The organism is Solibacillus sp. FSL K6-1126, from assembly GCF_038003445.1.
GTDB lineage: Bacteria > Bacillota > Bacilli > Bacillales_A > Planococcaceae > Solibacillus > Solibacillus silvestris.
This window is the reverse complement of the sequence record NZ_JBBOPD010000001.1, coordinates 2,956,288-2,981,047: the sequence shown is the minus strand read 5'-3', so window position 1 is coordinate 2,981,047 and position 24,760 is coordinate 2,956,288. Positions and strand designations below refer to the sequence as shown.

Genomic DNA, 24,760 nt, shown 5'->3' with positions numbered 1-24,760 from the left:
AGTTGTTGCTTTTAACAACCCGAGATAAATATAAAGTTGTTACTAGCATGAAATTAATTATTATTAGGAAGTGGATTATGGGGAAAATTAAAATTGACCGAGTCACTAAAGTATTTGGAAAAAATACATCACAGGCATTGAAGCTCGTGAAGCAAGAAAAATCCAAAGAACAGATTTTAAAAGAAACAAATGCTACTGTCGGTGTATATGAAGCAAGTTTGACAATTGAAGAAGGTGAGATTTTCGTAATTATGGGGCTTTCAGGAAGTGGGAAGTCTACATTGATCCGTTTACTCAATCGTCTCATTCAGCCAACGAGTGGTGATATTTATATAGATGATCAAAATATTACAAAGCTCAATAAAAAGAGCCTGCAAGTTGTTCGCAGAGAAAAAATGAGCATGGTATTTCAAAACTTCGCATTATTCCCGCAACGTACCATTTTACAAAATGCAGAGTATGGCCTGGAAATCAGAGGCGTTCCGAAAGAGGAAAGACGATTAAAAGCAGAAAAGGCTTTACAGAATGCAGGGTTACTCTCCTATAAAGACCAGTATCCAGATCAATTATCAGGCGGTATGCAGCAGCGTGTAGGGCTTGCACGTGCTTTGGCAAATGATACAGAAATCATATTAATGGATGAAGCTTTTTCTGCTCTTGATCCGCTCATTCGTAAAGAAATGCAAGATGAGCTATTGGAGTTACAAGCTAATTTACAGAAAACAATTGTCTTTATTACACATGATTTAAATGAAGCGCTTCGTATTGGTGATCGTATTGCTATTATGAAGGATGGAAAAATCATGCAGGTAGGAACAGGGGAAGAAATTTTGACAAACCCTGCAAATGAATATGTCCGCTCATTCCTGGAAGATGTGGACCGTTCAAAAGTATTGACAGCGGAAAATGCGATGATTCGTCCAATGACAATCCAAATTGATCATGAAGGGCCAAAAGTTGCGTTGCAGCGTATGAGAGAAGATAAAGTAAGTGTCTTGCTCGCAGTAGATAAAGCCCGAAAATATTTAGGCTATATTACTGCAAATGATGCACTGGAGCTAGCGCAATCCGGTGAAAAATCACTGCAATCAATTTTACGTAACGATATGCCGATTGTTGAACCATCTACAGTCATACAGGATATTTTATCGGTTATTTCCGATTCTCCGACACCATTAGCTGTTGTAGAAGAAGGGAAACTGCGCGGAGTACTAATTCGTGGAGTTGTTTTAGAGTCGTTAGCCTCTGAAAAAAACGGAGGTGTAGACAATGAGTAAACTATTAAATTTAGCGACGCCATTACCAGTGGCGGAAAATGTGGAAAAGCTGATGGATATTGTAACAGATACGTTTTCAGCGCAATTCCGTTTTATTCAAAATAACGGTGAAGATTTGATGGATTTTGTAACATCCACATTAACTGCTATTCCACCATACGTATTTATTTTAATCATTGCCGTGTTAGCGTTTTTCGCAACAGGCAAAAAATTCGGCTTAGCCATCTTTTCAATCATTGGTTTACTATTCATTTTAAACCAAGGTTTATGGGAACAGCTTATGAATACATTTACACTCGTGTTGTTTTCAAGTTTAATCGCGATTGTAATTGGTATACCACTTGGTATCCTCATGTCGAAATCAAAAGTAGTAGAAGAAATTTTGAAACCAATTTTAGACTTTATGCAAACAATGCCAGGGTTCGTATATTTAATCCCAGCCGTTGCATTTTTCGGGATTGGTGTCGTACCAGGTGTATTTGCTTCAGTTATCTTCGCATTACCACCAACTGTACGTTTTACAAATCTCGGTATCCGTCAAGTTCCGACTCATTTAATCGAAGCGGCGGACTCTTATGGTAGTACTTTCACTCAAAAATTAGTAAAAGTAGAATTGCCACTTTCAAAATCTACAATTATGGCCGGTATTAACCAAACGGTACTTTTATCATTATCGATGGTCGTTATTGCATCAATGATCGGTGCGCCAGGTTTAGGTCGTGAAGTATTATCGGCTCTACAACGAGCACAAATCGGTAATGGATTTGTTGCGGGGATAAGTCTAGTAATCTTCGCTATTATTGTAGACCGTTTAACACAAAGTTTAAATAAACAAAAATCAAATGGGGGAAAGTAAAATGAAAAAATTAAAATGGATGCCTGCAGCAACAGCAATGAGTGCAGCGCTATTATTAGCTGCGTGTGGAGATGACACAACAGAGAAAAAAGAAACTTCATCTAAAGAAGATCTAGGTTCAATCGAATTAGCCTATGTAGAATGGGATTCTGAAGTTGCATCTACGTATGTAGTGGCAGAAGTACTGGAAAGTGTCGGCTATAACGTTGATATTACACCATTGGACAATGCCATCATGTGGGAAGCTGTATCAAAAGGTGAAGCAGATGCGATGGTATCTGGCTGGTTACCTGCTACACATGCTTCACAGTATGAAAAATACGGAGCAGACGTAGAAGATTTAGGACCAAACTTGCAAGGTGCCAAAATCGGTTTAGTTGTACCAAGCTATATGGAAGCAACATCAATTGCTGATTTATCGACTGAAGCGGCATCGACAATTACAGGCATTGAAGCAGGTGCAGGTGTAGTTGCAGCTGCTGAAAGAGCACTTGAAACGTATCCAAACTTGGAATCATGGTCATTACAACCATCATCATCGGGTGCGATGACAGTTGCTTTAGAACAAGCGATTAAAAATGAGGAAGATATCGTTGTGACAGGCTGGAGCCCACACTGGAAATTTGCCAATTATGATTTAAAATATTTGGAAGATCCTGAAGGCGTATTCGGCGGAGAAGAAAGCATTCACACATTTGTACGTCAAAATTTAGAAAAAGAGTCACCTGATGCTTTCAAGATTTTAGATGCCTTTGAATGGACAACAGAAGATATCGAAGAAGTTATGCTGAACATTTACTCAGGAACAAAACCTGAAGAAGCAGCACAACAATGGATTGAAGAAAATCAAGATGTTGTGAACAAATGGACAGAGGGCATTGAAAAGTAATTTAAAAAAGTTTTAGCTTAAATCAAAAGCGGTGCAAATTTTGAAATCTAAAATTTGCACCTTTTATTTTTTTATAGGAATTAAAAGACTCAATTTCCATTTGAGGGAAAGGTGCTGCACCCCAAAAGTTAGAGTTAAAAAACTAACTTTTGGGGTGTTTTTCTATGGTTAAATATAGCGAAGAATTCAAATTGATGGTGGTTAAAGACTACCTGAGTAGTTCATTAAGTTATCGAGTAACAGCTAGGAAACATGGCGTCGCTGAAGAATCTCAAGTAAGACGTTGGGTGCGTGCTTTTAAAGAATTTGGTCAAGGTAGCCTATCGATTAAGAAAAAGAAGCAGTTTTATTCTGTTCAATTTAAATTAGATATATTAAACTTTATGAAACAAACAGGTGCTTCTTATCTAGATACAGCGATTCAATTTAATATGAATAATCCAAGTTTAATCGCAAATTGGTACAGTAAATTTTTAAAAGAAGGGATAGAGGGCCTGCAAGAAAAAGCAAAGGGGCGCCCATCTATGTCTAAAAAATCAAAAACTACACAAAAGAAGCAAGAAAAAGAACTGTCACGTGAGGAACAGTTAGAGCGCGAAAATGAACTGCTTCGTTTGGAGGTTGCGTATTTAAAAAAGTTGAAGGCTTTTCGAGAGAATCCGGATGCCTTTCTCGAAAAGCACAAGCAGCGATTACCTTTGGACTCAAAGAAGAAGGATTCCGATTGATAGATATTTTAAAACGAGTGGACATTCCAGAAGCAACGTATCATTATCATATCAAACAAATGAATCAGGAAGATCCGGATAAAGCATGGAAAACATTGATTTTAGAGACGTTTGAGAAACATGAGGGTCGATATGGCTATCGCCGAATTCACGCAGAATTAAAGGCAGAAGGACACATAATCAACCATAAAAAAGTACAGCGAATCATGAATGAAATGAATTTGAAATGTGAGAAATTCGGGCGTAAATCTCGTTATAAATCTTATAAAGGAACTGTGGGTAAGGTCGCAAAGAATCGATTAAACAGACGTTTTATCACACCAAATGCCCTTCAAAAATTAGTAACAGACATAACCGAATTTAAGTGTACAGATGATGAAAAATTGTATCTAAGTCCCATCATGGATTTATTCAACGGTGAAATACTCGGTTTCAGTATGTCGAAACGCCCTACACTCGATTTCGTAATGGAGGCACTTGACCAAACACTTCCGATTATTCATGAGCAGGCGAATTATCGAACAACGATTCATTCGGATCAGGGGTGGCATTATCAACATAACAAATGGGTGAAAACATTAAAGAGAAACAAGATTTTCCAAAGCATGTCTCGTAAAGCAACATGTGCAGACAATGCGGCCATGGAGAACTTCTTTGGCATACTCAAACAAGAAATGTATTATGGGGAAGTATTGATTTCCTATGAAGCGTTACAGAAGAAAATTGTGAAGTACATCAGTTATTACAATAATGATCGAATTAAACAAAAACTGGCCGGCATGAGCCCGGTAAAATACCGAACTCATACCAGCCAATTAGCTGCATAATAAAAACTCTAACTTTAAGGGGTCACTACCAAATTGAGTCTTTTTGTTTTTTACTTCGTATAGTTATCGAAATAACCTTGGATGTAGATCATTGGTGTTCCTTTATCGCCTGAACCTGAAGTTAAGTCAGATAATGAACCGATTAAATCTGTCAGCTTACGAGGTGTCGTACCTTGTGCGGCCATATTGCCAGTTAAATCTTCTTCTTTGTTGTTAATATAGTCTTTGATTGCTTCTTTCAGCTCTTCACCCTGCAAGTTAGCGAAATCGTTATCCGCTAAATATTTCAACTTGATCTCGTTTGGAGTACCGTCAAGACCTGGTGTGTAAGCAGGTGAGACAACAGGATCTGCAAGTTCCCAAATTTGGCCTACTGGATCTTTAAATGCACCATCACCGTAAATCATTACTTCTACAAGTTTCCCAGTAGCAGCCAATATTTTTGCTTGAATGTCATCAACAATCGGTTGACAGTTATCCGGGAATAATTTAATGCCATCTTCTGTCGATTTGTTTGATCCAAGTAATCCATATTTAGAGTTACAGCCAGATCCGTTTACAGATTCAGCTAAAATGTCGTCAAGACCAAACACTTTTTCTGCACCAGCAGCATTTAGAATACGTTTTGTACGGAAGCGAGAGTGAATATCGCAAGTTAAAATGCTTTTCGTATAATCTAAAATCGTTTTTGCATTGTTCGAGAAGATAACTTCTACTTCCGCGCCTTGTTCAACGATTAATTCTTTATAATATTCGATGTAGTCCACACCTGTAAATGTATGTTTGTTAAAACCGAAATGACCACGGAATTCAGCTTCTGTCAGTACATCTGTCCATGGATTGATGCCTTTTTCATCTAACTCATCCAATGATACTAAATGGTTGCCCACCTCATCTGATGGGTAGCTTAACATAAGAACGATTTTCTTCGTACCTGCTGCAATTCCTTTTAAAATGTTAGAGAAGCGGTTACGCGAAAGAATCGGGAAAATAACACCTACTGTATCATCTCCGAATTTGGCTTTTACATCTGATGCGATATCTGAAATTTTAGCGTAGTTTCCTTGTGCACGTGCAACAACAGATTCTGTTACAGTCACAATATCACGATTTTCAATTTCATAGCCTTCTGTCTTTGCAGCATTTAACGCTGTATCAACAACGATTTGAACAATATCGTCACCTTCATTAATAATTGGGCCACGAAGACCTCGTACAACCGTTCCTACTACACGTTCCAAAATAATCTCTCCTTCAATAGCTGTAAGTTATATTTTAATTGCTTTTGCTTACCTTTAAGCAAAACATAAGTAATCTCACAATGTTTACTATAACCTGTTCATGTGATATAAGTAAAATTAATAATTCTAATATCAGATATAAGTGAGGGTTATATGATAATAAAGTTAGAAGCATATCGCATATTCAATGAAGTAAGTCGCAGTAAAAGTTTTTCAAAGGCAGCGAATGCTTTATACATGACACAGCCGGCAGTTAGCCAGTCTATTTCTAAGCTTGAAAAAGAACTTGATACTATTTTATTTAATAGAACACCAAAAGGGGTAACCTTAACAGAAGAAGGTGAATTGTTACACGAATACGTTAATTCTGCTCTTGGTATTTTAGACGCGGGTGAAGAAAAAATGGCCGAATTTAAAAATCTGCGTACAGGCGTTTTACGTATAGGTGTAGGGGATACGATTTCAAGATACTTTTTACTGCCTTATTTAGAGTCATTTCATATTAGGTATCCTGGCATTAAACTAAAGGTTTTAAACGGTACAACGAATGAAATATTGGCTTTTATCAAATCAGGGGAAGCAGACTTGGGCATATGCAACTTACCGATTCAAGATCCCCAGCTTCAAGTTAGCCCCTGTAAGGAAATTCATGATATATTTGTGTGCGGACAAAAATATAAAAACTTATCAAAAAAGCCAATTCGCCTCGATATGCTCATGAAGCTGCCATTAATTTTTTTGGAGAGAAAGGCAAACTCTCGTAATTATGTGGAAAACTATCTAAAAGAACAAGGCTATACGATTTCACCTGAATTCGAATTAGGCTCACATGATTTAGTATTGGAATTTGCAAAAATCAATTTAGGTGTCGCAAGTGTAACAAAGGAGTTTGCGACCGATTACTTGGATAAAGGGCTTTTATATGAAATTGAGCTCCAACAGCCAATTCCTAAGCGCAGTTTAGGAATTGTCCATTTAAAAAATGTTTCACTCTCGAAGGCAACAAGGAAATTTATCGCTATTGTTGATCCGGGAATCATTCATTAATAGAAGAAAATGAGGAATAAATATGACAACTAATTTTAACGAATTTCCATTATCACCAGAATTGCAAAATGCACTTAAAGATTTGGATTACAGTACCCCAACTGAAGTTCAGCAAAAAGTATTGCCCCACGCATTAAAAGAACAGGATTTAATTGTGAAAGCACAAACAGGAAGCGGAAAAACTGCAGCATTCGCAATTCCCATTTGCGAAAACATTGAATGGATCGAAAACAAGCCACAAGCGCTCGTATTGACCCCGACACGTGAATTGGCTGTTCAAGTAAAAGAGGAGTTTACCAATATTGGGCGTTATAAACGTATTAAAGCTACTGCACTTTACGGAAAGCAGCCGTTCCGTTATCAACAGGACGAATTAAAGCAAAAAACACATATTGCAGTTGGTACGCCAGGACGTGTGCTGGACCATATCGAAAAGGGAACATTGAAGCTCGATAAAATTCGCTATGTTGTTCTTGATGAAGCAGACGAAATGCTCAACATGGGCTTTATCGAGCAAGTTGAAGCGATATTGGCACATGTAGAACATCGTGAAGTAATGATGCTGTTTTCTGCGACAGTACCAGAATCGATAAAAAAACTGGCTTCCAATTACTTAAATGATCCGGTTGATATCGAAGTACAATCTGAAGAGGCTGCGCCAAAAATTGAACATGCCGTTATTGAAGTGCAGGATGAGGAAAAAACAGCTGCTGTCGAAAAAATTGCAGTTGTGGAAAATCCGGATACGTGCATTATTTTCTGTCGTACAAAAGATCGGGTCGATGCATTGCATGATTATTTGTATGACCGAGAGTACAGTGTCGATAAGCTGCACGGCGGCATGGACCAGTCAACACGCTTACTTGTCATGAACGACTACAAGCGCGGAGATTTCCGTTATTTAGTGGCAACAGATGTTGCGGCACGCGGCATTGATATCGAGAATATTTCGTTAGTGATTAACTATGATTTACCGATGGAAAAAGAAGCGTATGTACATCGTACCGGTCGAACAGGACGTGCCGGCAAGGAAGGAAAAGCTGTTACGTTTGTAACACCATTTGAACATGATTTTCTTGCGGGGATTGAAGAACTGATCGGCTTTACGATTACGAAGGTGGATTTGCCGACACACGAGGAAGTTGAGGCAAAGGCCGAAGCGTTTGACAAAAAGATGCAGAGCCGACCACAAAAGAAAAAACAAAAGAATGCCAAAGTTGATGCAAACATTACGAAGCTTTATTTTAATGGCGGTAAGAAGAAAAAGCTGCGTGCTGTTGATTTTGTCGGAACAATTGCAAAGATTCCGGGGATGACCGCCGCTGATATCGGCATTATTACGATACTGGATACATCTACATTCGTAGAAATTCTAAATGGAAAAGGAAATCTCGTGTTAAAATCGATGAAAACAACGCCTATTAAGGGCAAGCAATTAAAAGTGCACATCTCGACGAGCAATAACTAATAAAAAGTCGTATTGAACAGATGACGTTCAATACGACTTTTTTTATTGGTGAGGATCATCAGACACTAATATTAGTTCTGGTCCCCGTTTTTAATGAAGTACCATAATAAATTTGCAAGCTCGACATTTTCACCGGCATGCGGTGTGTTTACAAAAGCTTCCCGGAAAGGCTTAAGCATAGCTTCGATAACAGCAAGACGCAACTCGTTACGCTGCAGTTCATCCAGAATACTTTCAGTGAATTGGGTCCCCACCCTATTGTCGGTATCGAGTTTTAACTGGTCAAGGAATCCTTGAACCTTTTCGATTAAATCGTTCTTTGTAATCGACTGGTAAATTTTTTTCTCTTCGACTAGTTGAAGGGCATCCTGTGTAATGAGGATGTCGCCATTTTCCAACATAATAGGATAAATTGCTTTAACGTTACGTAATGCAATTTGCAAAATTTTCTTCTGGTCAATCATTTCACTGTAGAAGATACGGTGGGAATAGGTTAAATGGTGAACCATCGCAAAATATAAAATGGCAAGCTCTAGAGAATAGGGGCGAACTTCCTCGCCAAAAATATCTGTGAAACGATTGGATACCCACTCAATTTCTAATAGGCGATAGCGTTCCAATAAATGACGGAGCTCCTTGTCATTCGATTGAAAGATATTTTCGAACAAGGATACTAAGTTTTGCTTTTTATTGATTTGCATAAGAACGAGAATTTGTTCCAATAATAAGTTTTCATCGGTTATATCTTGATTTAGCAGCATTTCATGGCGTAATAAGCTCGCTTCGTATCGGGTCTGTTCCATAATCGATTTAAAACATTCCACTTTAGATGAGAAATAATTATAAAATGTCCCTTTTGAAATAAGCGCTTTGTCTAAAATGTCTTGTATTGATGTTTCATGAAAGCCTTTTTCGATAAAAAGCTGCAATGCACTATCAAGCACCTGTCTTTTTCGTTGATTCATGAACTTCCTCCATATCAATTAAAACGATTTACTGTGCATATAACGTAATAAAAGTGAATTTTTTTGTACTATATACTCTGAATTGTACTCTCATTCTACTGTTTAAAGCGTGGATTCGCAATGTTTTTAGACTTCGAGTATAAAATTGTTGAATTTATTGGACTCCGAGTATAAAATAGTTCGAGTACAGAAATAGGAAGATTGAAAGATTAAAGAAGGGAAATAAAAATATGGAACAGACAAAAGATGTAAAAACATTTCAAAAACCCCCGTATTTAATGATTGCCGTATTATTTGTCGGGGCGTTTGTAGCATTTTTAAATAATACATTATTAAACGTAGCTTTACCGTCTATTATGACTGCTTTTGATATTAAAGATTATTCAACAGTACAATGGTTAGCGACAGGCTATATGCTTGTAAGCGGGGTATTGGTTCCTACTTCGGCGTATTTAATTACGAAGTTCAGAACAAGACCTTTATTCATTTTATCGATGGCGATTTTCGTTATTGGTACAGCATTGGCCTCATTTGCGCCTAGCTTCAGTTTTTTATTGGCAGGTCGTATGATTCAAGCTGCTGGGGCAGCAACGATGGCACCGATTTTAATGAACGTAATGCTGATCAGCTTCCCGGTTGAAAAACGCGGGCAGGCAATGGGGATGTTCGGTTTAGTTATGGTATTGGCACCAGCAATTGGACCAACACTATCAGGGTGGATTGTGGAACATTACGACTGGAGCGTTCTGTTTAAAATGATTCTTCCAATTGCCGTTTTATCACTTTTACTGGCAGTTTGGAAACTGGAAGATGTCCTTCCAAACCGTGATGCTAAAATAGATATACTTTCTATTGTATTGTCTACAATCGGTTTTGGCGGATTATTATACGGCTTCAGTACAGCTAGTTCAGCTGGCTGGTCAGCAGTAGAAGTATGGGGAACGATTACCGTAGGGGCAATTGGCTTAGCCTGGTTTATCATTCGTCAATTCCGTTTGGAACAACCTTTACTGGATTTACGTATTTACACATATCCTTCATACGCACTCGCATCTGTCGTATCGATGGTATTATCTGTAGCGATGTTCTCAGGGATGATTTTAACGCCTGCCTATGTACAGAGTGTTCGAGGAATCGAACCATTTGAAGCAGGATTAATGATGTTGCCAGGTGCAATTGTAATGGGGATTATGTCGCCGATTACAGGGAAATTATTCGACCGATTCGGACCACGTATTTTAGCGGTTGTCGGGTTAACGATTACAACATTAGCAACAATCGGATTAGGATATTTGGAAGTTGATTCAACTTATTTATTTATTATTTCAGTTTATACAATCCGTATGTTAGGTATTTCGATGGTCATGATGCCGATTATGACAAACGGATTAAATGCATTGCCAAACCGTTTAAATCCGCATGGTACGGCGATGAACAATACAGCTCAGCAAGTAGCAGGGGCAATTGGTACAGCTGTTTTAGTAACAGTTTTCAACTCACACACAAAAACACGTGCAGCTGAAATTGCAGCGGATATGCAAGCGAATGCTTCATCTGCAGTACAGCCGACTGCTGAGCAAATTGCACAAGCCCAAGCACAGGTAATGCAACAGGCAATGCTTGACGGGATTACGTACAGTTTCTTCGTAGCAGCAGCAGTTACAGTCGTAGCTTTAATTTTAGCGCTATTTATTAAGCGTGTAGACATAACGAAACGTGAAGACTTTACGGGAGCAGTACAAGAAAAAAAATAAAATAGTGAAACGGCAGGAGTGAACTGCTCCCTGTCAAGTAGACAGTGGAAATAATAAAAATGCTTTAAGCGGCTTGAGACCTGAACTCTTTAGGACTCAAGCCGTTTAATGTTTCTTGATATCGTTCGTTGTTATAGAATTTTATATATGTATCAATCGCATGTTTTAACTCTTCGTACGTCTCAAACTTATGTAAATAATACTTCTCTACTTTTAGAGTCCCCCAAAACGCTTCTATCGGTCCATTATCAATACAGCGGCCGACTCTCGACATACTGTGTGTCAGATTTGCTTTCTCTATGATTCGCTTGAATTCTTTTGATGTATATTGATATCCTCGATCACTATGTAGGATAGGAAACTCCTTTTGATTTAACTGGCGTATAGCTGGTTTAACGGTCTTGAAAACTAAATCATTATTATTTAAATGTCCTAATTTGTAACTGACAATAGACTTGTCATATAGATCAATAATCGCACTTAAATAAGCCTTTTTACCATTTCCATACTGGAATTCAGTTACGTCTGTACACCATTTTTGATTTGGCTTTTTGGCCGTAAATTCGCGTGCTAATACGTTCTCAGCTGTGTAATCTGGTGTTACCTTACGGTACTTTTTTGGACGACATCGAATAACTGCCTGTAAATCGGAAATCTGCATCAGTCGATAAATACGTTTTTTATTTACTTTATTTAAGCCTTCTTTTTCGCGCTGACGATTGATTGTCATAGTGATTCTACGATAGCCGTAAATACCATTTACTTGTTTATATAAATGATTAATGGATGCTACTAACTGTCTGTTTTCCAATTCTTGCGATGTTGGCTGGCGGTTTAACCATTTATAATAAGCTGCTCGTGATACGTTAGCTAATTTACAAAGTAATAGAATCGGAAATTTTTCTTTTTCTGCTAATTCTTGAATAGCTAAATAATGACTCTGCGTACGAATTTTACTTAACGAAGCCTCCTTTCGATTTCCTCTAACTTTTTTAAAAGTAAATTTTCAGCACGTAATCTTTCATTTTCACGTTCTATTTGTTGGATTTTTAACCGTAATTTATCTTCTGGTGTACGTTCATCCGCTGATTTCATTCGCCCACGGCGATCTTCAAGAGATTCTTCGCCACCAACTTCAAACTTCCGTACCCACTGGTAAACTTGTTGGTAAGTCACATTATGTTGAGTTGCCGTTGTTTTATAATCCTTTTGATTCTTTATACAAGTTTTCGCAATTTCAATTCGTTCTTCTAGAGTAGTGTTTCTTCCCTTAGTCATAGTTTGGCTCACCCTTTTATTCGAGTCTTTTAAATCACTATGACTATTATATTTTTTTAACCACCTGTTGAATACATTTTGACCACTGATTCCATATTTGGCCATAATCTCGTGCTTTGAATACTTACCTGTTAAGTAATCTTCAATGGCATTTCTTTTCAACTCTTGAGGGTAAATTTTATTTTTCGCAGGACGAAGTAATGCGCTTGTGCCCCCAAATTGATATTTAGCTCGCCATTCGTATAATCTAGCTACATTCACATTAAACATGCGACAAATTTCTCTTACCGAGTAACGACCTTCCTCTAAATATTTAAGAGCCAAAATCTTAGTATCTATTGAAAATGTTTTATTAGACAAAAAAATGCCCCCATTCGACAAACAGATTTTATTTTTTATCTGTCTACCTAATGGGGAGCATATCAGAGTTTTTGCTCCTGCCGTTTTTTTATTTGTTATACTTGGGTAAAATACTTGGTAAAGTAATTTGTATAAAAAGGAGTTCGAAAAATGATTGAACAATTAGGGCAAGTCATGTTGTATGTAGAAGACCAGGAGCAGTCAAAGAAGTTTTGGACTGAAAAATTAGGATTTACTGTAGTTTCTGACATCGATAACGGCATGCGAATTATTACGATTGCACCAAAAGATGAAGCACAGACAAGCATTGTATTGCATGATAAAAAGAAGATAGAAGAAATGTCGCCAGAATTGAGTTTGTCTACGCCTTCTCTAATGTTTTATGCCCAAAATTTAGAGGAACTGTATGAAGATTTTAAATCAAAAGGAATTACAGTCGGGGAATTCATGAAGATGCCTTTCGGGAAAGTGTTCAACTTTGCTGATGATGAGGAAAATTACTTTGCAATAATGGAAAAATAGCGAAAAAGGAGCTATTGCCAATTATGGCGACAGCTCCTTTTCCTTATTTACCTTCTTTTTTGCAGAAGTTTGCGTGCTTTTTCAGTGTTGGCAAAATGCCATTTTGTCATGGAACGTAGTGTCTCTTCGCCATGCTTTAACCAGATTTTTGCGGCCATTTCATCGACTTTACCGCTTGCTCCTTTTTGAAGAGGGTACCCTGTCACTTTTGCCAGACGATCCATTTCTTTAAGAAATGCATAGCGTGCCAAAATCGAAGCAGTAGCAACAGCTACATGGAGATTTTCGGCTTTTGTCGAGAACAGGACGTTTTGGCGGACAATTTCTTTTTCATTTTTTATATGATTATAGTAAATTCCACGCTCTGCAAATTGGTCGATTAAAATATATTGCGGTGTTTCCGGTGCTATTTTTGTCAATACATGCTTTAAAGCCTGATTGTGCAGCAGCGCTTTTATTTTTCCCTGCGAGTAACCACGTGCCTGGATTTCATTGTATTTATCATTGCGAAGCGTCAATATACTGTAAGCGCAAACCTTCATTAAGTCCGGAGCGATTTGACGCATATAATCATCAGTTAATTGTTTAGAATCCTTCACGCCAAGTTCTTGGACCAGCGATATTTTATCTGCTGGAACATAGACAGCCGCTACAGTTACAGGGCCAAAGTAATCGCCTGTTCCAGTCTCGTCTGAGCCCAAAACGGATAAGGATGCAAAATTTTCAGGGAGTGTATCACCTTTAGTGGATGCAATTTTAGGAGCTTGAGCACTTGCTTGACCCCAACGTGCGGCTTCACGTTCTGCACCAGCCCCTTGAAACATTACTTTTCCTGATTTATAGGCAGTAATGGCCGTATCGGCAAGTTTTACCGCAAAAATTACGCCTGGAGCCTTCCGTTCAATAAGGGCGTCTTTATAGAAATGTTGAATAGATTGCTGTTGGTCAGCACTGCATAGTAAAACGATATTTGTCATAATCGATCCTTTCAAAAACAATGTATTACTATGTAGTATAGCTTTTACAATAGAAAAGGGAAACTTTCATATTGTATGATTCTTTCACAGGAACATTCGGGACATGGTGTTGCGATAGTGAATTTGGAAATGGTATGATGTACAATAGGAAAATGGCATCGTTATATAATAGAACCAATCAGTTTTGCATTCAATCATTTATTGGGCAAAGAATCGAAAATAGTATTTTCGTTACTGTTCACTTATTTTTTCTGGAGGGATTATTTTGGCTGAGCAAGAAAAGAATCGCATTTCCGTAGAAATATATGGCAATACATATAAAATGGTAGGAACAGAATCATCGGTCCATATGCGTCTTGTTGCTTCATTAGTGGACGACAAAATGCGGGAAATCAGTGCCCATAATCCATCTTTAGATACAGCGAAGCTAGCTGTATTAACAGCCGTTAATTCTGTGCACGACTATCTATTATTAAAAGAGCAATTTGAAAAACTAGAAATACAATTGAAACATTTGAAGGGTTGACATACATGTTGGATTTAATTATTCTCGTAGTCTTTATCATTAGTCTTATAGTTGGAGCGAAACGAGGGTTCGTTGTTCAGCTTATTAATATCGGAAGTTTTATTATTGCCCTCATTGTAGCGATTATTTATTATAAGCCGCTTGCAGAAAAATTTGTATTATGGATTCCGTATCCTGGATTTACAGAAGGTTCAACAGTGACGCTCGTTCTGGATTCACTTGATGTTGACCGTACATTTTATCGCGTCTTTGCGTTTGCCATTATCTTCTTCGCTGTAAAGATTGCCCTCCAAATTGTCGGGTCGATGTTTGATTTTTTAACGTATTTACCTGTATTAAGTTCGCTAAACTATGTATTGGGTGCAGTTCTTGGATTTATCGAAATGTATCTTGTACTCTTTATCGGGCTGTATGTTGTGGCATTACTGCCGGTGGAAATGATTCAAACATTCATCGACAATTCCATTTTGGCAGGACTCATACTTGAGCATACACCGATTATTACGAGCATGTTCCAAAACTGGTGGTATATTCAAAAAAATTAACTAATTCTCAGCGGGTGTCCCAAATTCGTAAAAGGAGTTTCTAAAGAACCAGCCAACCTAAAAAGCGTGGCATTGAGCGAAAACGGCTGATTTATCCTCACAACAGGACCTTAGCCGGAACGGGACCCCATGATGCCGAGGCGTAATTGATTTGAAAATCATGCGAATGCTTCTCTCGATTTTCGGGAGGAGCTTTTTTAAAGGAGAGACAATGATGATGAACAAAAAAATTATTATTCGTACATTGGAAAAAATCGCGTTATATATGGAGCTGCAGGCAGAAAATCCATTTAAAGTATCCGCCTTTCGAAAAGCGGCAGCGGCTCTCGAAGCAGATGAGCGGAGTCTAAGCGAAATCGATGATATTACAGCAATTAAAGGTATCGGTAAAGGAACAGCAGCGGTTATTACGGAACTGATGGAAATCGGGGAATCAACTGTATTGAAAGAGCTTGAGGCAATCGTACCGAAAGGGCTTGTTCCATTGATGAAACTACCGGGGTTAGGTGGTAAAAAGCTTGCCAAATTGTATCAGGAATTGAACATAGTTGATGCGGCTACATTAAAAGCAGCTTGTGAGGCAGGTCAAGTAAGGGGGCTTGCAGGGTTTGCGGCAAAAACAGAGGAAAAAATTTTAAAAGAGCTTGAAACATTTGGTTCCCGCGCGGAACGTTTACCTATTTGGCAGCTCGAGCCTGTAGTATTGGAGATTAACGAGCTTTTGGCAAGTTTACCTGAAGTGGAGCTGTTTTCGGTTGCAGGGAGCTTCCGACGCGTTGCGGAAACGAGTAAAGATGTTGATTTCATCATAGCAACAAAGGAATATGAAGTTGTACGTGAAGCGATTTTAACGCGACTCGCAATATTAGAAACCGTTGCAGCAGGGGATACAAAAGTGTCTGTTATATTGGACCGTGAAGAACCGGTAAGTGTGGATTTCCGTTTAGTGACTCGGGAAGAATTTGCAACAGCACTTCATCATTTCACTGGATCGAAGGACCATAATGTACGCATGCGTCAGCTTGCTAAATCTATGGGGAAGAAAATCAGTGAATATGGTGTCGAGCAAGAAGACGGTACTGTCGTAACATTTGAGTCGGAAGAAGCGTTTTTTGCGCATTTCAACTTACCATTTATTCCACCGACTGTGCGTGAAAGCGGTAAAGAGCTGGATCGTTTGGACGAGCTAAGTGAGTTAGTAAAGCTGGAAGATATAGTAGCGGATCTTCATATGCATACAACTTGGTCTGATGGAGCGCATTCAGTCAGCGAGATGGGGCAAGCTTTAATAGATAACGGGTATTCGCATGCGGTCATTACTGATCACTCGCAATACTTAAAAGTAGCGAATGGACTAACACCTGAACGACTTGAACAGCAAAAGCTCGATATTTATGCATTTAACGAAGCAAATCCAAATTTCCGACTATATAGAGGGACAGAAATGGATATTCTTCCTGATGGTACTTTGGACTTTGGGGACGATGTTTTAAAAGAACTGGATTTTGTTATTGCATCCATTCATTCAAGCTTTACACAACCGCAGGACAAAATTATGGCACGCTTAAAAACAGCGGTTGAAAATCCGTATGTCCATATGATTGCTCATCCGACAGGTCGTATTGTCGGACAGCGCGGAGGCTATGATCCGGATGTCCCGTTATTGATTGAATGGGCAGCAGCACACGGGAAAATATTGGAACTAAATGCAAATCCGTACCGCCTGGACTTAAGCATCGAATATTTAACGCTGGCAATGGAGAAAAATGTACCAATTGCCATTAATACAGACGCGCATGCAATTGACCAGCTGCGCTTCATGGACATCGGGGTCAAATATGCACAAAAAGCATGGCTGAAAAAAGACCTGATCGTCAACACATGGTCAAAAGATAAATTCGAAGCATTTATTTCAAAAAATAAATGATTAAAGAATAGGGAAATTGATTATGAAACGAGTTGATTGGAATAGAAGGAAGCGACTTCCGATTTAAGAGTTAGCACTTCTTATAAATCAAGTCGTTGCTTCTGCGGTGATCGCAATAAAGTGCCCCAATCCTCGGCGCATAGTAACAAAGACAAGCAGGTTTAACTTTGTTTCTTGATCGTCGGAAAGCGTCCGACCTGGAATGGAAATCAACTCCATAGTACAGTTTGACTAAAAATAAAGAAAAGTAATAGGAGGTGTTCTCATGATCGAACAACGAGCATTGAAAACACTAGAATTTCATAAAGTACGTGAACAAGTAGCGGCATTTTGTACAAATTCGATCGGGAAACAAGCAATCGAAGAGCTCGTACCGGAAACAGATTACGATACAGTTGTCGAACTACTGGAGGAAATGGATGAAGGACTCGCCATTTTGCGTGTAAAAGGCAATGTGCCGTTGGGTGGCATTTTCGATGTACGTCCACATGCGCGACGCTCGCAAATTGGCGGTATGCTTAGCCCGATGGAATTAATGGAAATCGCGAGCACAATACGAGCAAGTCGAATATTACGAAATTTCATTGAAGATATTGAATTGGAAAATACAATTGAAATCCCGCATTTTATCGAACGGAAAGAACAAATGCCTGTCTTGACAGCACTGCAGCACGAAATTAATGATTGTATTGATGATAATGGTACGGTTCTTGATTCAGCGAGCCCTGCACTACGCTCAATTCGCCAGTCATTGCGTTCAGAAGAATCCAAAGTCCGTCAAAAGCTGGAAAGTCTGACACGTGGTTCAAATGCAACGAAAATGCTGTCTGACGCGATTATTACAATTCGTAATGACCGCTTCGTAATCCCGGTAAAACAAGAATATCGTTCACATTACGGCGGAATTGTCCACGATCAGTCCGCTTCAGGTCAAACACTGTTTATCGAGCCTGATGCAGTGATTCAATCGAACAATGAAGTACAGCGTCTGAAAGTGAAAGAAAAGGCTGAAATTGAGCGTATTTTATCCGAGCTTACTTTAAAGGTACAGGAAGTCGGACACGAAATATTTGTTCTTGTACAACTACTTGGAGAAATGGATGTCATTTTAGCAAAAGGAAAGTACGGACAAGCAAATAAATGCACAATGCCAAAAATGAATAAAGAAGGCTATACACGACTAGTCCGTGCACGACACCCGTTATTGCCGATTGAAGATGCAGTTGCCAATACGATTGAATTTGGACGAGATGTCACAGCAATTGTCATTACAGGACCAAATACAGGCGGTAAAACAGTGACATTGAAAACAGTGGGACTGTGTACAATCATGGCACAGTGCGGCTTGCCTGTTCCGGCACTCGATGGTTCAGAATTGGCAGTGTTTGAGCAAATTTTTGCTGATATTGGTGATGAACAGTCGATTGAACAGTCATTATCAACTTTCTCTTCTCATATGGTGAATATAGTAGACATTTTAAGCAAATTTAATGAAAAATCGTTAATATTATTTGATGAGCTTGGCGCAGGTACCGATCCGCAAGAAGGTGCGGCACTCGCAATTGCTATTTTGGATGAAACAGTTGATCGCGGTGCACGTGTTATGGCGACTTCACACTATCCGGAGTTGAAGGCATACGGCTATAACCGTCCATCTGTTGTCAACGCGAGTGTAGAGTTCGATATTGAAACACTTAGCCCTACTTATCGATTACTGATCGGGGTGCCAGGTCGCTCGAATGCATTTGAAATTTCCAAACGTCTTGGATTAAGTTCAAATGTAATCGACCATGCAAAATCCTTTACAGGTACTGACCGTCATGAAGTTGAGTCAATGATTGCTTCACTAGAAGAAAGCCGGTTACGATCTGAACGTGAAGCGGACGAAGCTCATCTTTTACTGGAAGATGCACAAAAAATCCGGGCAGAGCTGGAAGAACGACTTCGTATTTATGATGAGAAAAAGGAAAACCTGGAGAAAAAAGCGAAAGATAAGGCTCGTAAAATTGTTGATGACGCGAAGAAAGAAGCGGAAACGATTATTGCAGAGTTGCGGAAAATGAAAGAAAATGCCGCGTTATCGGTGAAAGAACACGAGTTAATCGATGCGAAGAAGCGTTTAGATAATGCAGCACCGATTGATAACAATAAAGTGCTTCAAAAGGCTGTCGCTGCCCGTGAGCGTAAGCAAAATCTCCAAGTGGGCGATGAAGTAAAAGTATTAAGCTACGGTCAAAAAGGAACACTCTTGCAAAAAGCAGGAAATGAGTGGGTTGTTCAAATCGGTATTTTAAAAATGAAACTGCCCGAATCTGATTTAGAGTATGTGAAACCAGAAAAAGAGCAGGCTACTCGTCCGATGATGAATGTGAAAAACCGCAACAGTGTCGTGAAACTGGAACTTGATTTACGTGGGGAACGATATGAAGATGCACTTATTCGCACAGAAAAGTATTTAGATGATGCGTTATTAGCGAACTATCCGCGTGTATCGATTATTCACGGTAAAGGGACCGGGGCTTTACGCCAGGGAATTCAAAACTTCCTGAAAAACCATAAGCGGGTCAAATCATACCGTTATGGTGAAGCGGGCGAAGGCGGATTCGGTGTTACAGTCGTAGAACTAAAATAGTTGTTGCTCCTTTTAAATGATGCGCTAATATTAAACATATAAAGAAACTAATTAAAGGGGGTAAAATGGATTGCTAGGATCAGACTTTTGGCACCATCCTCTCGTAGAAACAGCAGGCTATTTTAGTGTGGTAGTCCTTTGCCTATTTGTATCGATGATTTTATTTGAAGTCGTAACAAAGTATAAAAATTGGGATGAAATAAAAAGAGGAAATGTCGCGGTCGCTTTAGCTACTGGAGGAAAAATTTTAGGCGTCTGTAATATTTTCAGATATTCAATTAATCAGCATACATCTTTTATTGAAATGCTCGGTTGGGGTTTGTTTGGTTTTACCTTATTGATTTTTGCATATTTTTTATTTGAGTTTTTAACACCGAAATTTAATGTTGATGAGGAGATTGCTGCTGACAACCGTTCAGTTGGGTTTATCTCATTTACAATTTCCCTCGGTTTGTCATTTGTTATCGGAGCAAGTATTTCATAGGAGCATACACATGGAAACATTATCGAAAATCTTACTCGTCGTCTGTTTCATATTTCTGGCAGTCGGCATTTACTACATGATGACACTCTAAACATAAAAGCAAATGAACTAGCATTGAGTTAGTTCATTTGCTTTTTTTTATTAAATTTTATTTAGGAAAATTATCACCATATACAAAAAATATTCAAACTATTAAAACTTTATTAAAAAAGTATATTTCCATACTAAACGAATAGTCCTATATGTTTTATATTCAATATTACTATAAAACTCAAAATATTTAGCGAGAAAATATCTGCATTATCGAGAATAAAACGTGTGTATCTATGAAAATAGTTTGAAACCATTTCCAATTTTCATTATAATGATGTAAACAAGTAAAGCTTTAGTAAAGGGGAGGAGTTTTATGACAGAAAAGGTTTGGTTGGCAAGCTATCCGAAAGAAGTACCACATTCTATTGAGCTGCCGGAAATTCCTGTGCACCAGTTTTTAACACAAGCATTTGAGTCAATGCCTAATAAGGTTGCTATCCATTTTATGGGGCGCGAGCTTACGTACAAAGAGCTTTATGAATCAGCGTTGAAGTTTGCGAACTACCTGCGTTCTCTAGGGGTGGAGAAGGGGGATCGTGTAGCAATCATGCTGCCGAACTGTCCGCAAGCGGTCATTGCCTATTATGGTACGATGTATGCCGGTGGGGTTGTCGTACAGACGAATCCGCTTTATACCGAGCGGGAGCTGCAATATCAGATGGCAGATTCCGGAGCAAAAGTGATTTTAGTAATGGATATTTTATACCCGAGGGCAATGAAAATTTTACATGAGACTAAGATAGAAAATGTCATCGTTTCAGGAATTAAAGACTATTTGCCTTTCCCGAAAAACTTAGTGTATCCGTTCATCCAAAAGAAACAGTACGGCTTTAGTGTAAAAGTGGAACATAGCGGAACGAATCACCTGTTTACAGAAATTATGAAAATGGCCAAAATGGATAAAATCGAACCAGACTTTGATTTTGAAAATGATTTGGCACTATTGCAATACACTGGCGGTACAACAGGTTACCCGAAAGGTGTTATGCTAACACATAAAAACCTCATTGCAAATACGTTGATGTGTGATGCATGGATGTATAAATGTAAAAAAGGTGAAGAAACAATTTTAGGCATACTTCCATTCTTCCATGTATATGGTATGACAACGGTATTAATTTTATCGGTCATGCAGCAAGGCAAGATGGTATTATTACCGAAATTTGATGCTGAGCAAGCGTTGAAGACAATTGATAAACAAAAACCAACGTTATTCCCCGGCGCCCCAACAATGTATATTGGTTTGTTGAATCACCCGGATTTAGCAAAATATGATTTGTCATCAATTAAAGCGTGTTTAAGCGGTTCCGCTGCATTACCTCTGGAAGTACAGGAAAAGTTTGAAGAATTGACAGGCGGTCGTTTAGTAGAAGGATACGGCTTAACAGAAACTTCTCCAGTTACACATGCCAATCCGATTTGGGATCATCGTATCAACGGTTCAATCGGTTTACCATGGCCGAATACAGAAGCGGTAATTTTACGTTCAGGTGAATCGGAAGTATTGCCTGTCGGTGAAATCGGCGAAATAGCGGTAAAAGGACCACAAGTTATGAAGGGTTACTGGAATCGTCCTGAAGAAACAGCAATGACATTTGCAGATGGCTGGTTTTTAACGGGTGATTTAGGTTATATGGACGAAAAGGGTTATTTCTATGTTGTTGATCGAAAAAAAGATATGATAATTGCAGGCGGATTTAATATTTACCCGCGTGAAGTAGAAGAAGTGCTGTATGAGCATGAAGCGGTTCAAGAGTGTATAGTAGCCGGTATACCGGATCCGTATCGTGGAGAAACTGTAAAGGCATACATTGTTCTTAAAGAGGGTAAATCTGTTACAGACAAAGAACTGAATGAGTATTGCCGTAAAAACTTAGCAGCTTATAAAGTGCCGCGTTTCTATGAATTCCGTCAAGAGCTGCCGAAAACAGCAGTAGGAAAAATTTTACGACGTACACTAATTGAAGAAGAGAAACAGAAAATGGCACAACAAGAAGCAAATTAATTAATTGTTTAGCAAACTATTGACAGAATGCAGAACAAATTATAATATGAAAACATGAATGAATGGTCATTCATGTTTTCATATTTTTTTTGGTGGTGATCTGCTTGAAACGAAACAAACCCAAATATATGCAAATAGTAGACGCAGCAGTCATTGCTATCGCTGAAAACGGCTATCATCAAGCCCAAGTTTCAAAAATAGCCAAACAAGCTGGGGTTGCTGATGGTACAATCTATTTATATTTCAAAAACAAAGAAGATATTTTAATTTCTGTATTCCAGGAAAAAATGGGTATTTTCGTAGAGAATTTACAGGCTATAATAAAAAGTGGGGAAACTGCTTCCGATAAGTTATGTAAAATGATTGAAAATCATTTCCGTGTTCTATCAAGTGATCGCTACTTGGCAACTGTAACTCAACTTGAGCTACGGCAATCGAATAAAGAAATTAGACTGAAAATTAATTCTATTCTAAAAGAATACTTAATTTTACTAGATCAAATTTTAATCGAAGGTATGCTAAATGGTGAGTTCAACCAGACGATGGATGTTCGTATTGCGAGACAAATGGTGTTTGGCACAATTGACGAAATTACGACAACTTGGGTAATGAATGAAAATCGATATGATTTATTAGAGCAAGCTCCGAAAGTGAAGCAATTACTGCTAAACGCACTAAAAGCATAAAGGGGATGTAGAGGATGGAGTTTCTAAGTTGGAAAGTAGAAGAAGGGGTCGCAATTGCAACAATTTCAAGACCACCAGCAAATGCACTTTCACAAGGCTTGATCCATGATGTGAATGCACTTTTAGACGCTGTCGAAGAAGATGAAAATGTACGTGTCATCGTCTTGCATGGCGAAGGACGTTTCTTTTCTGCAGGTGCAGATATTAAAGAATTTACGAGCGTACAGTCAGGCGAAGCATTTACAGGATTGGCGAAAAATGGACAAGATGTTTTCGAACGTATTGAAACATTCAGTAAACCGGTTATTGCCGCAATCCACGGTGCAGCATTAGGAGGCGGCTTGGAACTTGCGATGGGATGCCATATGCGCTTTGTAACCGCATCGGCAAAATTAGGCTTACCTGAGCTATCATTAGGCTTAATACCTGGATTTGCAGGAACACAGCGATTACCACGATATGTTGGTGTAGCCAAAGCTGCGGAAATGATGTTTACAAGCGACCCGATTACAGGGGCTGAAGCTGTAGAATGGGGATTAGCAAACCGTGCTTTTCCCGACGAAGAGCTGTTGCCGGAAACATTGAAAGTCGCTAGAAAAATTGCGAAGAAATCACCAATTGCTCTTAAAGCAGCAATCCAAATGCTGAATTACTCGAAACCATCATCTTATTACGATGGAGTAAATGCTGAAGCAAACAGTTTCGGTGAGGTATTTGTTTCTGAAGATGCTAAAGAAGGAATCCAAGCATTTATTGAAAAACGTGAGCCAGTATTTACTGGCAAATAAAAAAATGTATTCTTCCCTGTTTTTTCGGGATTAAAATTAAAAAGCTTTTAGGAGGTCTAGATTATGAATATTTTTGTATTAGTAAAACGTACTTTTGACACAGAAGAAAAAATCGTCGTATCCGGCGGTAAAATTCAAGAAGATGGTGCAGAATTCATCATCAACCCATACGATGAGTACGCAATTGAAGAAGCAATTCAAAAGCGCGACGCATTAGGCGGTAAAGTAACAGTTGTGACAATCGGTGGCGAAGATGCAGAAAAGCAGTTACGTACAGCTTTAGCAATGGGTGCCGATGAAGCGGTATTAATTAATACAGAAGATGATTTAGATGAGCTTGACCAATATTCTTCAGCTTATATTTTAGCGGAATATTTAAAAGACAAAGAAGCAGATTTAATTTTAGCAGGAAATGTAGCAATCGATGGTGGTTCAGGACAAGTTGGCCCGCGCTTAGCAGACCTGCTGGGCATTAACTACGTAACAACAATTACTTCATTGGAAATCGACGGCACGAACGTTAAGATTGTACGTGATATCGAAGGGGACGCTGAAGTATTAGAAACATCATTACCATTATTAGTAACAGCTCAACAAGGTTTAAACGAGCCACGTTACCCATCTTTACCAGGTATTATGAAAGCGAAGAAAAAACCGCTTGCAGAACTTGAATTGGATGATTTGGATATCGATGAAGACGATGTTGAAGTAAAAGTAGAAACAGTTGAAATTTACTTACCGCCACAAAAAGCGGCTGGTCGTGTATTAGAAGGCGATCTTTCTGCACAGGTAAAAGAATTAGTAAACTTACTTCATAACGAAGCAAAAGTAGTCTAATAGAAGTCAACTAGAGTACGAAAATTTTTACGAAGATGGTAATGGAGG

Annotated in this window: 22 protein-coding genes; 18 read left to right on the top strand and 4 right to left on the bottom strand. The window is 38.6% G+C overall.

Annotated features, from left to right (window positions below; all coding sequences use genetic code 11):
• The first annotated feature begins 77 nt into the window (after positions 1–77).
• From MHH44_RS14800 to MHH44_RS14780, 5 genes are all read left to right on the top strand, one after another.
• A complete protein-coding gene (locus MHH44_RS14800; RefSeq protein ID WP_008405006.1) occupies positions 78–1,277 on the top strand; it encodes a quaternary amine ABC transporter ATP-binding protein in 1,200 nt (399 codons plus the stop codon).
• Complete coding sequence (locus tag MHH44_RS14795; RefSeq protein ID WP_008405007.1) at positions 1,270–2,133, top strand: ABC transporter permease; 864 nt, start codon at positions 1,270–1,272, stop codon at positions 2,131–2,133. The genes MHH44_RS14800 and MHH44_RS14795 overlap by 8 nt, the downstream gene beginning before the upstream one ends.
• A 1-nt stretch (position 2,134) precedes the next feature.
• A complete protein-coding gene (locus MHH44_RS14790) occupies positions 2,135–3,022 on the top strand; it encodes a glycine betaine ABC transporter substrate-binding protein (protein WP_008405008.1) in 888 nt (295 codons plus the stop codon).
• A gap of 164 nt (positions 3,023–3,186) precedes the next feature.
• Complete coding sequence (locus MHH44_RS14785; RefSeq protein WP_340797817.1) at positions 3,187–3,750, top strand: helix-turn-helix domain-containing protein; 564 nt, start codon at positions 3,187–3,189, stop codon at positions 3,748–3,750.
• Positions 3,714–4,577, top strand: a complete 864-nt coding sequence (locus tag MHH44_RS14780) for an IS3 family transposase (protein ID WP_340799483.1) — start codon at positions 3,714–3,716, stop codon at positions 4,575–4,577. The genes MHH44_RS14785 and MHH44_RS14780 overlap by 37 nt, the downstream gene beginning before the upstream one ends.
• 50 nt (positions 4,578–4,627) lie before the next feature.
• Here MHH44_RS14780 and MHH44_RS14775 read toward each other — a convergent pair whose 3' ends face one another.
• Complete coding sequence (locus MHH44_RS14775) at positions 4,628–5,818, bottom strand: coenzyme F420-0:L-glutamate ligase (RefSeq protein WP_008405011.1); 1,191 nt, start codon at positions 5,816–5,818, stop codon at positions 4,628–4,630.
• Between the two features lie 153 nt (positions 5,819–5,971).
• Between MHH44_RS14775 and MHH44_RS14770 the strand changes: the two genes are divergently transcribed.
• Complete coding sequence (locus MHH44_RS14770) at positions 5,972–6,865, top strand: LysR family transcriptional regulator (protein WP_008405012.1); 894 nt, start codon at positions 5,972–5,974, stop codon at positions 6,863–6,865.
• Positions 6,866–6,887: 22 nt separating this feature from the next.
• Positions 6,888–8,333: a DEAD/DEAH box helicase gene (locus MHH44_RS14765; protein WP_340798934.1), complete on the top strand. Its 1,446-nt coding sequence runs from the start codon at positions 6,888–6,890 to the stop codon at positions 8,331–8,333.
• A 71-nt stretch (positions 8,334–8,404) separates the two neighbouring features.
• On the opposite strand, the gene MHH44_RS14760 is transcribed toward MHH44_RS14765, so the two are convergent.
• Positions 8,405–9,298, bottom strand: coding sequence for a TetR/AcrR family transcriptional regulator (locus MHH44_RS14760; RefSeq protein WP_014823157.1), 894 nt, complete (start codon positions 9,296–9,298; stop codon positions 8,405–8,407).
• Between the two features lie 230 nt (positions 9,299–9,528).
• On the opposite strand from MHH44_RS14760, the gene MHH44_RS14755 reads away from it, so the two are divergent.
• Positions 9,529–11,052 carry a DHA2 family efflux MFS transporter permease subunit gene (locus tag MHH44_RS14755; RefSeq protein WP_008405015.1) on the top strand — a complete coding sequence of 508 codons (1,524 nt, stop codon included), beginning with the start codon at positions 9,529–9,531 and terminating at the stop codon, positions 11,050–11,052.
• Between the two features lie 64 nt (positions 11,053–11,116).
• On the opposite strand, the gene MHH44_RS14750 is transcribed toward MHH44_RS14755, so the two are convergent.
• A protein-coding gene (locus MHH44_RS14750; RefSeq protein WP_340797534.1) for an IS3 family transposase occupies positions 11,117–12,690 on the bottom strand; the annotation gives its coding sequence in 2 pieces (ribosomal slippage) (positions 11,117–12,051 and positions 12,051–12,690; 1,575 coding nt in all).
• A 150-nt stretch (positions 12,691–12,840) separates the two neighbouring features.
• Here MHH44_RS14750 and MHH44_RS14745 point away from each other — a divergent pair.
• Complete coding sequence (locus tag MHH44_RS14745) at positions 12,841–13,212, top strand: VOC family protein (RefSeq protein WP_008405016.1); 372 nt, start codon at positions 12,841–12,843, stop codon at positions 13,210–13,212.
• Positions 13,213–13,259: 47 nt separating this feature from the next.
• On the opposite strand, the gene rnhC is transcribed toward MHH44_RS14745, so the two are convergent.
• Positions 13,260–14,189: a ribonuclease HIII gene (gene rnhC, locus MHH44_RS14740; protein ID WP_014823158.1), complete on the bottom strand. Its 930-nt coding sequence runs from the start codon at positions 14,187–14,189 to the stop codon at positions 13,260–13,262.
• A gap of 265 nt (positions 14,190–14,454) precedes the next feature.
• On the opposite strand from rnhC, the gene zapA reads away from it, so the two are divergent.
• The 9 genes from zapA (at position 14,455) to MHH44_RS14695 (ending at position 24,712) form a co-directional block, all read left to right on the top strand.
• Positions 14,455–14,715, top strand: coding sequence for a cell division protein ZapA (gene zapA, locus MHH44_RS14735; protein WP_008405018.1), 261 nt, complete (start codon positions 14,455–14,457; stop codon positions 14,713–14,715).
• Between the two features lie 5 nt (positions 14,716–14,720).
• Entirely contained in the window at positions 14,721–15,260 is a 540-nt protein-coding gene (locus MHH44_RS14730; RefSeq protein ID WP_008405019.1) for a CvpA family protein, read from the top strand.
• Between the two features lie 217 nt (positions 15,261–15,477).
• Positions 15,478–17,187, top strand: a complete 1,710-nt coding sequence (gene polX / locus MHH44_RS14725) for a DNA polymerase/3'-5' exonuclease PolX (protein ID WP_197494708.1) — start codon at positions 15,478–15,480, stop codon at positions 17,185–17,187.
• A gap of 265 nt (positions 17,188–17,452) precedes the next feature.
• Complete coding sequence (locus MHH44_RS14720; RefSeq protein ID WP_340798933.1) at positions 17,453–19,819, top strand: endonuclease MutS2; 2,367 nt, start codon at positions 17,453–17,455, stop codon at positions 19,817–19,819.
• Positions 19,820–19,889: 70 nt separating this feature from the next.
• On the top strand, positions 19,890–20,303 hold the full coding sequence (locus MHH44_RS14715) for a DUF350 domain-containing protein (protein WP_008405023.1): 414 nt from the start codon (positions 19,890–19,892) through the stop codon (positions 20,301–20,303).
• Positions 20,304–20,709: 406 nt separating this feature from the next.
• Entirely contained in the window at positions 20,710–22,401 is a 1,692-nt protein-coding gene (locus MHH44_RS14710) for a long-chain-fatty-acid--CoA ligase (RefSeq protein ID WP_340798932.1), read from the top strand.
• A 104-nt stretch (positions 22,402–22,505) separates the two neighbouring features.
• Positions 22,506–23,087 carry a TetR/AcrR family transcriptional regulator gene (locus MHH44_RS14705; protein WP_008405026.1) on the top strand — a complete coding sequence of 194 codons (582 nt, stop codon included), beginning with the start codon at positions 22,506–22,508 and terminating at the stop codon, positions 23,085–23,087.
• A 14-nt stretch (positions 23,088–23,101) separates the two neighbouring features.
• Positions 23,102–23,875 (top strand): enoyl-CoA hydratase, encoded by a 774-nt coding sequence (locus tag MHH44_RS14700; protein WP_065215542.1) that lies wholly within the window; start codon positions 23,102–23,104, stop codon positions 23,873–23,875.
• Positions 23,876–23,938: 63 nt separating this feature from the next.
• Positions 23,939–24,712: an electron transfer flavoprotein subunit beta/FixA family protein gene (locus tag MHH44_RS14695; protein WP_008405030.1), complete on the top strand. Its 774-nt coding sequence runs from the start codon at positions 23,939–23,941 to the stop codon at positions 24,710–24,712.
• The last annotated feature ends 48 nt before the right edge of the window (positions 24,713–24,760 follow it).